This window comes from Streptomyces sp. NPDC006923 (genome assembly GCF_040635655.1).
Taxonomy (GTDB): domain Bacteria; phylum Actinomycetota; class Actinomycetes; order Streptomycetales; family Streptomycetaceae; genus Streptomyces.
Genome location: NZ_JBEYIF010000001.1, coordinates 88,038 through 101,411 on the forward strand (window position 1 = coordinate 88,038; position 13,374 = coordinate 101,411).

At 70.1% G+C, this 13,374-nt stretch carries 15 protein-coding genes; 2 read left to right on the top strand and 13 right to left on the bottom strand.

Annotated elements, in window-relative coordinates:
* Positions 1-47: 47 nt before the first annotated feature.
* The 13 genes from ABZ707_RS00445 to ABZ707_RS00505 form a co-directional block, all read right to left on the bottom strand.
* Positions 48-1,565, bottom strand: coding sequence for a hypothetical protein (locus ABZ707_RS00445; protein ID WP_360165349.1), 1,518 nt, complete (start codon positions 1,563-1,565; stop codon positions 48-50).
* 201 nt (positions 1,566-1,766) lie between these two features.
* Entirely contained in the window at positions 1,767-2,342 is a 576-nt protein-coding gene (locus ABZ707_RS00450; RefSeq protein ID WP_360166892.1) for an SMI1/KNR4 family protein, read from the bottom strand.
* Between the two features lie 396 nt (positions 2,343-2,738).
* Positions 2,739-3,728, bottom strand: coding sequence for a 2,3,4,5-tetrahydropyridine-2,6-dicarboxylate N-succinyltransferase (dapD, locus tag ABZ707_RS00455; protein WP_360165352.1), 990 nt, complete (start codon positions 3,726-3,728; stop codon positions 2,739-2,741).
* 100 nt (positions 3,729-3,828) lie between these two features.
* Positions 3,829-4,365, bottom strand: coding sequence for a TetR family transcriptional regulator (locus ABZ707_RS00460; protein WP_360165355.1), 537 nt, complete (start codon positions 4,363-4,365; stop codon positions 3,829-3,831).
* Entirely contained in the window at positions 4,365-4,685 is a 321-nt protein-coding gene (locus tag ABZ707_RS00465) for a multidrug efflux SMR transporter (RefSeq protein ID WP_360165358.1), read from the bottom strand. The genes ABZ707_RS00460 and ABZ707_RS00465 overlap by 1 nt, the downstream gene beginning before the upstream one ends.
* A 99-nt stretch (positions 4,686-4,784) precedes the next feature.
* A complete protein-coding gene (locus ABZ707_RS00470) occupies positions 4,785-5,123 on the bottom strand; it encodes a metal-sulfur cluster assembly factor (protein WP_319680322.1) in 339 nt (112 codons plus the stop codon).
* Positions 5,120-5,584, bottom strand: coding sequence for a Fe-S cluster assembly sulfur transfer protein SufU (gene sufU, locus ABZ707_RS00475; protein WP_360165361.1), 465 nt, complete (start codon positions 5,582-5,584; stop codon positions 5,120-5,122). The genes ABZ707_RS00470 and sufU overlap by 4 nt, the downstream gene beginning before the upstream one ends.
* A 14-nt stretch (positions 5,585-5,598) precedes the next feature.
* Entirely contained in the window at positions 5,599-6,873 is a 1,275-nt protein-coding gene (locus tag ABZ707_RS00480; protein ID WP_360165364.1) for a cysteine desulfurase, read from the bottom strand.
* A complete protein-coding gene (sufC, locus tag ABZ707_RS00485) occupies positions 6,870-7,634 on the bottom strand; it encodes a Fe-S cluster assembly ATPase SufC (protein ID WP_319680325.1) in 765 nt (254 codons plus the stop codon). The genes ABZ707_RS00480 and sufC overlap by 4 nt, the downstream gene beginning before the upstream one ends.
* A gap of 7 nt (positions 7,635-7,641) precedes the next feature.
* Entirely contained in the window at positions 7,642-7,971 is a 330-nt protein-coding gene (locus ABZ707_RS00490; RefSeq protein ID WP_360165367.1) for a bifunctional 3-phenylpropionate/cinnamic acid dioxygenase ferredoxin subunit, read from the bottom strand.
* A complete protein-coding gene (gene sufD / locus ABZ707_RS00495; RefSeq protein ID WP_360165370.1) occupies positions 7,968-9,149 on the bottom strand; it encodes a Fe-S cluster assembly protein SufD in 1,182 nt (393 codons plus the stop codon). Before sufD ends, ABZ707_RS00490 begins: the two co-directional genes overlap by 4 nt.
* An 86-nt stretch (positions 9,150-9,235) precedes the next feature.
* Positions 9,236-10,657, bottom strand: a complete 1,422-nt coding sequence (gene sufB, locus ABZ707_RS00500; protein ID WP_360165373.1) for a Fe-S cluster assembly protein SufB — start codon at positions 10,655-10,657, stop codon at positions 9,236-9,238.
* On the bottom strand, positions 10,654-11,394 hold the full coding sequence (locus ABZ707_RS00505; protein WP_360165376.1) for an ArsR family transcriptional regulator: 741 nt from the start codon (positions 11,392-11,394) through the stop codon (positions 10,654-10,656). Before ABZ707_RS00505 ends, sufB begins: the two co-directional genes overlap by 4 nt.
* A 164-nt stretch (positions 11,395-11,558) precedes the next feature.
* Between ABZ707_RS00505 and ABZ707_RS00510 the strand changes: the two genes are divergently transcribed.
* Both ABZ707_RS00510 and ABZ707_RS00515 read left to right on the top strand, forming a co-directional pair.
* The gene (locus tag ABZ707_RS00510; RefSeq protein ID WP_360165379.1) at positions 11,559-12,542 is read left to right on the top strand and encodes an ABC transporter ATP-binding protein; all 984 of its coding nucleotides are present in this window, start codon (positions 11,559-11,561) and stop codon (positions 12,540-12,542) included.
* The gene (locus tag ABZ707_RS00515) at positions 12,539-13,306 is read left to right on the top strand and encodes an ABC transporter permease (RefSeq protein ID WP_360165382.1); all 768 of its coding nucleotides are present in this window, start codon (positions 12,539-12,541) and stop codon (positions 13,304-13,306) included. The genes ABZ707_RS00510 and ABZ707_RS00515 overlap by 4 nt, the downstream gene beginning before the upstream one ends.
* Positions 13,307-13,374: the final 68 nt, after the last annotated feature.

Sequence of the window (13,374 nt, forward strand, 5' to 3'; positions counted from 1 at the left end):
GAGCGGGACGCGCCGCCCCGGCAGGGGGCGGCGCGTCCCGTTCCGGGTCAGCTCCTCGGGCGCGAGCGGGCCTTGAAGGCCGCCTTCCGCGCTTCCTTCGAGACGGTACGGTCCCGGTGCAGGCGGCCCATCGCCTCCAGGACGTCCGCGGTGGCCGGATGGTCGACGCGCCACGCCTCCGCGAAGAAGCCGCTGTGCTGGCCGACCAGGCCCTCGACCAGCTCCTGGAGCTCGTCCGGCTCGCCGTCGGCGTCGAGCTGGGCCGCGATCGTGTCGACCGCCAGCCAGAAGATCATGGATTCGGGCGGCGGCGGAACATCGCCGGATCCCAGCTCGGCGAGCCAGACACGCGCCAGGCCGCCCAGTTCCGTGTCGGCCAGGACCTCCCGTACCGCCGTCTCGGCCTCCGCGCCGACGAGGGAGAGCGCCTGCTGGCAGTGGAGCCGGCGCAGCGGCGCGCCGGTGTCGGTGCCCCGGGCGGCCGCGAGCAGCTCACGCGCGGCGTCGGCCGGCGCGCGGCGGTCCAGCCACTGTTCCGTCTCGGCGCGCGCCGAGAGCTCCGGGAAGTGCGCGACGCCGTCCAGCAGCGCGTGCGCGTCCTTGTCCGCGAGGTCACCGACGGCGGGCGCGTCGACGCCGGCCTCCAGCATCCGCGCCCTGATCCCGTACAGCCCCAGGGGTGTGAGCTGGACCATTCCGTAACGGGAGACGTCCTCCTCGTCGACGGGCAGGGACGGATCGGGCGGCTCCTGCGCGTCCTCCGCCATCAGCGCCTCGTCCACCGGCACATACGAGACGAGTCCGATCGGTTCCAGCAGCCGGAACTGGTCGTCCAGCCGCATCATCGCCTCGGACACCTGCTCAAGGACGTCGTCGGTGGGTTCGCCCATGTCGTCGGGGACGATCATGGAGGCGGCGAGCACGGGCAGCGGCACGGGCCCTTCCGCCACTCCCCCGTCGGCGACGGACAGCAGATAGAGATTGCCGAGGACGCCCTCCAGGAACTCCGCCTCCAGCTCCGGGTCCCAGTCCAGGGATTCGAGGTCGATCTCGCCGTCGTCTCCGATGGCCGCGGCCAGATCGTCGAGGACCGGCGCGGTCGCGTCGGCGAACACGACGTCGAGAGCGTCCAGCCAGAACGACAGGATGTCCTGGGGCGCTCCTGATGTGATCACGGCGAGCTGCTCACCCGCGGTGACGCTCACCTCGGCGTCCCGCGGGTCCGCGGCGGCGTCCCCGGTGTCCGGCTCGCCCGCCGGCCCGGCGGCGTCCATGACGGTCTCCTCGACCGCGATCAGCCCGGTGTCCACCGCGACCCGCCACGCCTCGCTTGCGTACGCCTCGCCGTCCCCCTCGGCCAGTTCGTCGTCGAGGCCGAGCAGCTCGGCCGCCGCCGGGAGCAGCTCGTCGACCAGTTCCCCTCCGGCGTCCACCCGGGTCCCCGGTCCCGCCCAGCGGGCGAGCCGGACGGCCCGGGCGAGCAGGGGGGCGGCAAGCGCGTCCCGCGCCAGCTCGGCGTCCGAGGGCAGCCGCACCGGCGGCAGGACGAGGCGGTCTCCGGGCATCTACTGGTTCTCCTTGCGGCCTACGGGGTCGGGGCGTCCCCAGCGTAGACGCTTCGGGTGGGTTTCCACTTGGTTCATGTACTCGTCACGGACCGTACGTCCGGATGCTCTTGACACGTCATATGCCGGGCCCCGCGACGGCCGTTCGGCGCGGCGGTCCGACGGCCGGCGGCACTGGCCGGTCCGCTCCCGCCGACGGCCTCACACCACGATGTCGAACCACGGCCGGCGCCTGGTGGCCCAGTGGCTCACCCAGCCGGCGAACCCCTCCTCCGCGGCGCTCCGGCCGAACGCCACACCGAACGGCGCCGCGCCCACATCGCTGATGTTCCAGATCCGGCCCCGGTCCGCACCGGTGACGACAAGATGCCAGTACATACCGCACCCGTCCGTGCCCAGCACCACGCTGCCGTGGTTGCAGACCTCGTCGATCAGCGGCTCGATCTCCTCGTACGGCCGCGGGTCGTCCTCCCACACCCATGCCTCGGTCAGCGGGAAGGGCTCCGACAGCACCCGCTGCCCCTGATCGGGCCCCCAGTCGGCGGGCAGCGCCGCCACGGGTATCAGCCCGTCGACATCGGCGGGCCCCTCGCTGCAGCCGTCGCAGATCTCGGCGACCAGGGTGCGGTACGGCTCGGGCAGGACGATCCCCTGCGCGCGCTCGAAGGCGCGCACCGCGTCCCATCCCAGCGGCGGCAGACAGCGCCCCGGCGGGAACGCCGCGCGCAGCGCGTCGAGTTCCCCCGGGTCGGCGTTCTCGGTGTCCATGATCTCCATGCCTTCCACGTCTCTCATTGGAGCAGCCCCCACTGACAGTCCGGCCACGGTTACCCCGAAGCCCCTCCGGCACGCCGTCGCCGGGGGCCGGAGCCGTCCGGTCCGGCCGGCGGAAGCACTCACGCCGGCCGCCCCGGTCCCGCACCCGGCCGGCGCGACCGTGTGGGGCGATAACCGCGGAAGCCGCGCAGAGCGGGAATTACGCGTCATGCAAGCATCCTGCCCCATCCCGAACAGACAAGCGGTCACTGTTCGACGGCGATGTGCGAACGCGGACGGGCGCCCGCCGACACCGCCGGCGCACGCCCAGGAGCCCCGAAGACAGGCGCGGCCCGCCGGCCGGGAGACGGCCGACGGGCTGCTGTGAACGTACGGAGAACTCGTGGGCGCGGTGGGTCAGTTGTGGCTGTGCAGCACGTCGTTGAGGCCGCCCCAGACCGCGTTGTTCGGGCGCGCCTCGACAGCGCCGGTGACCGAGTTACGGCGGAAGAGGATATTGCTCGCGCCGGACAGCTCACGCGCCTTGACGATCTGGCCGTCGGGCAGTGACACACGCGTACCGGCCGTGACATACAGACCGGCCTCGACGACACACTCGTCGCCGAGCGCGATGCCGACGCCCGCCTCGGCGCCGATCAGACAGCGCTCACCGATGACGATGCGCTCCGTGCCGCCGCCTGAGAGGGTGCCCATGGTGGAGGCGCCGCCACCGATGTCGGAGCCGTTGCCGATGACCACACCCGCCGAGATCCGGCCCTCCACCATCGAGGTGCCCAGGGTGCCGGCGTTGAAGTTGACGAAGCCCTCGTGCATCACGGTCGTGCCCTCGGCGAGATGCGCGCCGAGGCGTACCCGGTCGGCGTCCGCGATCCGGACGCCCTTGGGCGCGACATAGTCGGTCATCCGGGGGAACTTGTCGATCGAGGTCACCTGAAGGTGCAGGCCCTCCGCGCGCGCGTTGAGCCGCACCGTCTCCAGCCCGTCGACGGCGACGGGGCCGAGCGAGGTCCAGGCGACATTGGCGAGCAGCCCGAAGACGCCTTCGAGGCTCTGGCCGTGCGGCTTGACCAGGCGGTGGCTGAGCAGGTGCAGGCGCAGATACGCGTCGTGCGCGTCCATCGGCTTGTCGTCGAGCGAGGCGATGACCGTACGGACGGCGACGACCTCGACCCCGCGGCGGGCGTCGGGGCCGATCGCCCTGGCCGCGCCTTCCCCGAGCAGTTCCACGGCACGCTCGGCGGAGAGCCGCTCGGTGCCGGCGGGGCCGGGCTCGGCGGAGAGCTCGGGCGCCGGGAACCAGGTGTCGAGGACGGTGCCGTCCTCGGAGAAGGTGGCCAGGCCGGCGGCGACGGCGCCGGTGGTGCGGGGAGAAGTCGTGTCGGTCATGCACAGAATTTAACGGGCCGGACGCTGCTCGGGCGAACCGGTCTCAGGTGACGGGCGTACGCGTCGGCCCAGCTCAGCCCGGACGGCCGCCCGGGTCCGCTCAGGGAATCAGCCGCGCCAGCATCTCGCGCGTGTGGCCGGGATCGTACGCCGCGTCCGTGAGGAGCACCTGCAGACAGATCCCGTCCAGCAGCGCGACCAGCGCCCGCGCCGTCGCGGGGTCGGTGCGCCGGGACAGCGTCTCGGCCATCGCGGTGCACCACTCCGCGGCGACCGGGCGCAGCGCGGGCCGTCGCAGGGCCGCGAGATACAGCTCGTACTCCAGCTCGACGCCGACACGGTCCCCGGCGAGCCACTCCCCTATCAGCCTGGCCAGTTCACCGGCGACATCGCAGCGCGGGTCGGCGAGGGCGCCGCTCTCCCGTACGGCGGTCGCGAAGCCCTCGCTGGCCTGCCGGAGCGCGGCGACGAGGAGTTCGTCCAGGGAGGCGAAGTGATAGGTGGTCGAGCCGAGCGGCACATCGGCCTCGGCTGCGACGGTGCGGTGGCTCAGCCCCGCGATGCCGCCGCGTCCGACCACCCGGATCGCGGCGTCGATGATCCGCTGGCGCCGCTCGGGGTCGTAACGGCGGGTCATCAGTGGGCCCCTCCGAGATTGAGCACGATGACACCCGCGATCACCAGGAGGATGCCGGTCAGTTTGACCAGTCCGGCCGACTCGCCCATGAAGAGAATGCCGATGACGGCGATGGCCGCCGTGCCGGTGCCTGCCCAGATCGCGTAGGCGGTGCCCACGGAGAGGGTCTTCAGTGTCTGCGCGAGCAGGGTGAAGGCGAGCAGATAACCGGCGACGGTCCCCAGCGAGGGCCAGAGTCTGGTGAAGCCCTCGCTGTACTTCATGGCCGTCGTGCCGGCCACCTCCGCCGCTATCGCCGCGGCCAGCAGTCCATATCCCATGTGTACGAGTGTACGTATCGTTGCGTACGGCTGTACACACCGGCCGTGCGAAAGGGCCCCACGGCCGGGAACGGTCGTGGGGCCCCGCGCGGTGTCCGCTCAGACGTTGAAGCCCAGCGCGCGCAACTGCTCGCGGCCGTCGTCCGTGATCTTGTCAGGACCCCACGGCGGCATCCAGACCCAGTTGATCTTGAGTTCGTTGACGATGCCGTCCGTCGCCGCCTTCGCCTGGTCCTCGATCACATCGGTCAGCGGACAGGCCGCGGACGTCAGGGTCATGTCCAGGGTGGCGGTGTTCGAGTCGTCGATGTGAATGCCGTAGATCAGGCCGAGGTTGACGACATCGATGCCCAGTTCGGGGTCGACGACGTCGTACAGCGCCTCGCGGACCTCGTCCTCCGAGGCCGGCTTCATGGTCACGGTCTCGTTCTCGCTCATGCCGTCTCCTTCGTCGCGCTGTCGCCCAGGGCCTGGGCCGTCGCGTCCTTCCACGCCATCCAGCTCAGCAGGGCGCATTTCACACGCGCCGGGTACTTCGAGACGCCGGCGAACGCGACCGCGTCCTCCAGCACCTCCTCCATCGCGTCGTCCGGCTCGATCTGCCCCTTGGACTGCATCAGCTCCAGGAAGGTGCCCTGGATCTTCCGCGCCTCGGCGAGCTCCTTGCCGACCAGGAGTTCGTTCAGCACGGATGCGCTGGCCTGGCTGATCGAGCAGCCCTGGCCCTCGTACGAGACGTCCGCGATCCGGGAGCCCTCGTACCGCACCCGCAGGGTGATCTCGTCACCACAGGTCGGATTGACATGGTGCACCTCGGCGTCGCCGTCCCGGAGACCGCGCCCGTGCGGGTGCTTGTAGTGGTCCAGGATGACGTCCTGGTACATCGAATCCAGCTTCACGGGTCAGTCGTCCCTCATCCGAAGAAGTTACGGACATGCTCCAGTCCCTCGACCAGGGCGTCGACCTCGGCCGGAGTGGAGTACAGATAGAAAGACGCCCGCGTAGTCGCGGGAATTCCGTACCGGAGGCACACCGGCCGCGCGCAGTGGTGGCCGACCCGGACCGCTATGCCCTGCTCGTCCAGCACCTGCCCCACATCGTGCGGATGGATGTCGCCGAGGGTGAAGGAAATCGCGGCACCCCGGTCCTCGGCCGTCGCGGGACCGATGATGCGCAGGTCCGGGACGTCCAGCAGACGCTTCACGGCGTATTCGGTGATCGCCTGCTCGTGCGCGGCGATCCGGTCCATGCCGATCGCGCTGAGGTAGTCCACGGCCGCGCCGAGGCCGACCGCCTGGGCGATCGGCGGTGTACCGGCCTCGAACTTGTGCGGTGCCGGGGCATAGGTCGAGGAGTGCATCGACACGGTCTCGATCATCTCGCCGCCGCCGAGGAACGGAGGCAGGTCCTCCAGCAGCTCCTGACGGCCCCAGAGCACACCGATGCCGGTCGGCCCCGCCATCTTGTGGCCGGTGAAGGCCACGAAGTCGGCCTGCAGCGCCTGCACGTCGAGCGTCATGTGCGGGGCCGCCTGGGAGGCGTCGATGCAGACCAGCGCACCGACCTCCTGCGCACGGCGGATGATCGCCTCGACCGGGTTGTGCGTGCCGAGGATGTTCGAGACCAGCACAAAGGAGACGATCTTCGTCTTCTCGGTGATGATCTCGTCGATGTTGGAGAGGTCCAGCCGGCCTTCGTCGGTGATGCCGAACCACTTCAGCTTCGCGCCCGTGCGCTGCGAGAGGAGCTGCCACGGCACGATGTTGGAGTGGTGCTCCATCTCCGTGATGACGATCTCGGTCTCGTGGTCCACCCGGTAGGGCTCGTCGGCCCAGCCGAGCATGTTGGCGACGAGGTTCAGCGACTCGGAGGCGTTCTTGGTGAAGATCACCTCGTCGCGGCTCGGCGCGTTGATGAAGGCGGCGACCTTGTCACGGGCGCCCTCGTACAGCGCCGTGGCCTCCTCGGCGATGGTGTACACACCGCGATGGACATTCGCGTTGTGCTGCTCGTAGTACTCGTTCAGGACGTCGAGCACCTGGCGCGGCTTCTGCGAGGTCGCTGCGGAGTCCAGGTACACGAGCTTCTTGCCGTCATGGATGACTCGGTCGAGAATCGGGAAATCCTTGCGGATCGCCTCGTCGAGCAGTCGATCCGATGCTGTGAGAAGGCCCGGCAGCTGTGTCACGCCGTAACGCCACCCTTCGCATATGCCTCGTAGCCCTCGTTCTCCAGCTTGTCCGCCAGCTCCGCGCCGCCGGACTCGGCGATGCGGCCCTGTGCGAAGACATGGACGAAGTCGGGCTTGATGTATCGCAGAATCCGCGTGTAGTGCGTGATCAGCAGCGTGCCGACCTCGCCGGTGTCGCGGACGCGGTTGACGCCTTCGGAGACGATCCGCAGCGCGTCGACGTCAAGACCGGAGTCGGTCTCGTCGAGGATCGCGATCCTGGGCTTGAGCAGTTCGAGCTGGAGGATCTCGTGGCGCTTCTTCTCGCCGCCGGAGAAGCCCTCGTTCAGATTGCGCTCGGCGAAGGAGGCGTCCATCTGGAGACGCTCCATGGTCTCCTTGACCTCCTTCACCCAGGTACGCAGCTTCGGCGCCTCGCCGCGCACGGCGGTGGCGGAGGTGCGCAGGAAGTTGGAGACGGAGACACCGGGGACCTCGACCGGGTACTGCATCGCGAGGAACAGGCCGGCGCGGGCGCGCTCGTCGACGGTCATCGCCAGGACGTCCTCGCCGTCCAGCGTCACGGTGCCACCGGTGATCGTGTACTTGGGGTGGCCCGCGAGCGAGTACGCGAGGGTCGACTTGCCGGAGCCGTTCGGGCCCATGATGGCGTGCGTCTCGCCCTGCCTGACGGTGAGGTCGACACCCTTGAGGATCTCGCGGGGGCCGCCCTCGGCCTCGACGGAGACGTGCAGGTCGTGGATTTCAAGCGTTGCCATGGGTGACTCAGGACTCCTGGGTGACGGAGACGAGCACATCGTCCCCTTCGATCTTTACGGGGTATACGGGCACGGGGCGCGTCGCGGGAAGGCCGGACGGCTTGCCGGTACGGAGGTCGAAACTGGAACCGTGCAGCCAGCATTCGATCATGCAGTCCTCCACCTCGCCCTCCGACAGCGACACATTGGCGTGCGAGCAGATGTCATTGATCGCGAACACCTCGCCCTCGGTGCGGACGACGGAGACCGGCGTGCCGTCGAGTTCCACCCGCTTCGGGGTGCCCTCCTCCAGCTCGCCCAGCGCGCAGACACGGACGAAGTCCGCCGGGCCGCTCATGACACGGTCTCCAGCTCCGCCTCGATCTTGGCCAGCAGGCGCTCCTCAAGATCGGGCAGCCCGATCCGCTGGACCAGCTCGGCGAAGAAGCCGCGGACCACCAGCCGGCGGGCCTCGGTCTCCGGGATGCCGCGGGCCATCAGGTAGAAGAGCTGCTCGTCGTCGAACCGGCCGGTGGCCGAGGCGTGGCCGGCGCCGGCGATCTCACCGGTCTCGATCTCCAGGTTCGGCACGGAGTCGACCCGCGCGCCGTCCGTGAGGACCAGGTTGCGGTTCATCTCGTAGGTGTCGGTGCCCTCGGCGTTGACGCGGATCACCACGTCACCGATCCAGACGGCGTGCGCGTCGGTGCCCTGGAGCGCGCCCTTGTAAGCGGCGTTGGACGTGCAGTGCGGGGCGTTGTGGTCGACCAGCAGACGGTGCTCCTGGTGCTGGCCGCGGTCGGTGAAGTACAGACCGAGCAGCTCGGCGTGGCCGCCGGGGCCCGCGTACCGCACGCGCGGGTGGAGCCGTACGACATCGCCGCCGAAGGTGACGACGATCGACTTGAAGGAGGCGTCCCGGCCGACCAGCGCGTTGTGCTGGGCGACATGGACGGCCTTGTCGTCCCAGTCCTGGACGGAGACGACGGTCAGCTTGGCGCCGTCGCCGATGAGGTAGTCGACATTGCCGGCGACCACGGCGTCGCCGGTGTGGTCGATGACGACGACCGCCTCGGCGAAGGCGCCGACCTCGATGACCTGGTGGGCATAGGCGGTGCCCCCCTCCCCGTGGACCGCGATCCTGATCGGCTCGGCCAGCACGGTCTCCTTCGGCACCGAGACGACCGAGGCCTTCTCGAACGAGGAGTACGCCTGGGCGGCGATCCGGTCCACCGGTGTGCCGGCCCTGCCGATCCGCGCGTCCTCACGGCCGACGGTCTCGACGACGACGCCCTCGGGGGCGGTCACCTCGACCGTGACGCTGCCGTCCGTCGCGACGGCGGTGCCGTCGTGCAGTCCGCGCAGCCGCCCCAGCGGCGTGAACCGCCACTCCTCCTCGCGGCCGTGCGGGACCGGGAAGTCCGCGACGTCGAAGGAGGGGGGCGCGCTCATGCGCGTGGCGACGGTGGACTCGGCGGCCACCGCGATCGATCCGGCGGTCGTGGAGCCCGCCGGAATGTTCTGAGCCTCAGCCATGGCTGTCGTCGTGCTCTCTCTCTGCCTCTGCGTAAGAAATCGGTCGCTGCCGCGGGGCGGCGCGTCGGGCCCGGGATCGGTCCCCGCTAGCCGACGGAGCCTTCCATCTGCAGCTCGATCAGCCGGTTGAGCTCCAGCGCGTACTCCATGGGCAGCTCCTTGGCGATCGGCTCGACGAAGCCGCGCACGATCATCGCCATCGCCTCGAACTCGGAGAGACCGCGGCTCATCAGGTAGAAGAGCTGGTCCTCGGAGACCTTGGAAACGGTCGCCTCGTGGCCCATGGACACGTCGTCCTCGCGGACGTCCACGTACGGGTAGGTGTCGGAGCGGGAGATCGTGTCGACCAGCAGCGCGTCACAGAGCACATTGGACTTGGAGCCCTCGGCGCCCTCGCCGATCTCGATCAGACCGCGGTACGAGGTGCGGCCGCCACCGCGCGCCACCGACTTGGAGACGATGTTCGACGAGGTGTGCGGTGCCATGTGGACCATCTTGGCGCCGGCGTCCTGGTGCTGGCCCTCGCCCGCGAAGGCGATGGACAGGGTCTCGCCCCTGGCGTGCTCGCCCATCAGGTAGACGGCCGGGTACTTCATGGTGACCTTGGAGCCGATGTTGCCGTCGACCCACTCCATGGTCGCGCCCTCGTACGCCACGGCGCGCTTGGTGACCAGGTTGTAGACGTTGTTCGACCAGTTCTGGATGGTCGTGTAGCGGCAGCGCGCGCCCTTCTTGACGATGATCTCGACCACGGCGCTGTGCAGCGAGTCCGAGGAGTAGATCGGCGCGGTACAGCCTTCGACGTAGTGGACGTACGCGTCCTCGTCGACGATGATCAGCGTCCGCTCGAACTGGCCCATGTTCTCCGTGTTGATACGGAAGTAGGCCTGGAGCGGGATGTCGACGTGCACGCCCTTCGGCACGTAGATGAACGATCCGCCGGACCACACGGCCGTGTTCAGCGAGGCGAACTTGTTGTCGCCGACCGGGATGACCGTGCCGAAGTACTCCTGGAACAGCTCGGGGTGCTCCTTGAGCGCGGTGTCCGTGTCCAGGAAGATGACGCCCTGCTCCTCCAGGTCCTCACGGATCTGGTGGTAGACGACCTCGGACTCGTACTGGGCAGCGACACCCGCGACGAGGCGCTGCTTCTCCGCCTCGGGGATGCCGAGCTTGTCGTACGTGTTCTTGATGTCCTCGGGCAGCTCGTCCCAGGAAGCAGCCTGCTTCTCGGTGGAACGCACGAAGTACTTGATGTTGTCGAAGTCGATGCCCGACAGGTCGGAGCCCCAGTTGGGCATGGGCTTCTTGTCGAACAGGCGCAGGCCCTTGAGCCGCAGCTTCAGCATCCACTCCGGCTCGTTCTTCTTCTCCGAGATGTCGCGGACGACAGCCTCGGAGAGACCGCGCTTGGCCGCGGCACCGGCCGCGTCGGAGTCGGCCCAGCCGAATTCGTACGTGCCCAGACCCTCGAGCTCAGGGTGGGCAGTCTCCGTGGGGAGCGTCATGCGGGGTTCCTCCCGGCTGTGCTTTCAGATGCGTGATGGGTGGTCTGTGCGGCGCGGGGAATGAAGGTCGTGCAGACCCCGTCACCGTGAGCGATGGTGGCCAGCCGCTGCACATGGGTCCCGAGCAGTTGGGAGAAGAATTCCGTCTCCGCCTCGCAGAGCTGCGGGAACTGCCCGGCGACATGCGCGACCGGGCAGTGGTGCTGGCAGAGCTGCTCGCCCTGGCCGTTGGGCGCGCCGCGCGCAGCGGCAGCGTACCCGTCGGCGCTCAGCGCGCCGGCGAGCGCCTCGGTGCGCTTCCCGGGCTCCGCCGCCTCGACCGCCGCGCGGTAGGCCTCGGCCTGGCCGGCGATCCGGGCGCGGGCGAAGGCGGCGACGGCCGCCTCGCCACGCTCTCCGCCGCCGGCCGCGCGGGCGATCCACTGGAGGGCGTCGGCGGCCAGCTTGTCGTAGGACTGGTCGAAGGCGTCCCGGCCGCAGTCGGTCAGAGCGAACACCTTGGCGGGTCGGCCGCGCCCGCGCGAACCGTAGACTCGCTGGTCACGCGGCTCCACCACGGAGTCGGCGACGAGTGCGTCGAGATGGCGGCGGACGGCCGCCTGGGTGAGTCCGAGGCGCCCGGCCAGCTCGGAGACCGTGGACGGGCCGTGGTCCAGGATGGAGCGCGCGACCCTGTTGCGAGTGGAGTGCTCGCCGGTCGCGAGTTCCTCCTGCGGAGCCTCGCCAACGTATTTCACAACGCCATTGTTGCGTAATTCCCCCGGCCCTGACAACCGTGTGCGGGCCGGACGGCGGTGCCGTTTGTCACTAAGGGTGACCTAAGAAGAGCGCCTCCGGCCTTGGGCCGTCTACGTCGCCCCGGTGCACCCGGGGCCTCGCGAACCTGCCTAAACTTCCCCGCATGTACAGCGTCTCCACGGGTGGCTCGCTGCCCGACAGCGGCCCGGCCGCGGGCCGGACCTCCGGAGAACCGGTCGTCGAGGTCCGGGGCCTGGTCAAGCGATACGGCGCCAAGACCGCGGTGGACGGCCTCGATCTGACGGTCCGCGCCGGGACGGTCACCGCGGTGCTCGGCCCCAACGGCGCCGGCAAGACCACCACCGTCGAGACCTGCGAGGGCTACCGCAGACCCGACGCCGGCACCGTGCGTGTGCTCGGTCTCGACCCGGTCGCCGACGCGGCCAGGCTCCGCCCGCGCATCGGCGTGATGCTCCAGTCCGGGGGCGTGTACTCCGGAGCGCGCGCCGACGAGATGCTCCGCCACATGGCCCGGCTGCACGCGCGACCGCTCGATGTGGACGCCCTGATCGAACGCCTCGGCCTCGGCGGCTGCGGCCGTACCGCCTACCGGCGGCTCTCCGGCGGCCAGCAGCAGCGGCTCGCACTGGCACTCGCCGTCGTCGGCCGCCCCGAGCTGGTCTTCCTGGACGAGCCGACCGCCGGGCTCGACCCGCAGGCCCGCCGCTCCACCTGGGACCTGGTCCGGGAGCTGCGCGCCGACGGCGTCGGAGTGGTGCTGACCACACACTTCATGGACGAGGCCGAGACCCTGGCCGACGACGTCGTGATCATCGACGCGGGCCGGGTCATCGCCCAGGGCAGCCCGGAGGAACTGTGCCGCGGGGGCGCGGAGAACACCCTGCGCTTCACCGGACGGCCCGGCCTCGATCTCGCCTCGCTGCTGAAGGCACTGCCCGACGGCACCGCCGCCGCCGAGCTGACGCCCGGGTCGTACCGGATCAGCGGCGCGGTCGACCCGCAGCTCCTCGCCACGGTCGCCTCCTGGTGCGCGCAGCACGGTGTGCTGGCCGAGGGGATCTCCGTGGAGCGGCACACCCTGGAGGACGTCTTCCTGGAACTGACCGGCAAGGAGCTGCGTTCATGAGCACCGGTACCTACGCTCCGGCGCCCGGCGCGGCCCCGCTGCTCCGCATGATCGCGGCGCAGAGCGCGTTCGAGACAAAGCTGCTGCTGCGCAACGGCGAGCAGCTTCTGCTGACGGTGGTCATTCCGTCCCTGCTGCTGGTGCTGTTCTCGACCGTGGACGTCGTCGACACCGGCGCGGGCGAGGCCGTGGACTTCCTGGCGCCCGGCGTCCTCGCGCTGGCGGTGATGTCCACGGCGTTCACCGGCCAGGCCATCGCCACCGGCTTCGAGCGGCGGTACGGCGTGCTCAAGCGGCTCGCCGCCTCACCGCTGCCGCGCTGGGCCCTGATGACCGCCAAGACCCTCTCCGTGCTGGTCACCGAGGTCCTCCAGATCCTGCTGCTCACGGTGATCGCCCTGGCGCTCGGCTGGTCGCCGCGCGGGAACCCGCTCGCGGTACTGCTGCTACTCGTGCTCGGCACCGCGGCCTTCTCCGGGCTCGGGCTGCTGATGGCCGGCACCCTGCGGGCCGAGGCGACCCTGGCCGCCGCGAATCTGGTCTTCCTGCTGCTGCTGGTGGGCGGGGGTGTGATCGTGCCGCTGGAGAGGTTCCCGGACGCGGCGCGGTCGGTGCTCGGACTGCTGCCGATCTCGGCGCTCTCGGACGGGCTGCGGGACGTCCTCCAGCACGGGACCGCGATGCCCTGGGGCGACCTCGGGATCCTCGCCGTCTGGGCCGCGCTGGGCCTCGGCGCGGCGGGCGCGTTCTTCCGCTGGGAGTGACGGGAGTGCGCGGATGGGCACGGACGCGGCATACGTACCCCTCGTGAAAACCCGCACAAGCTCCCGCC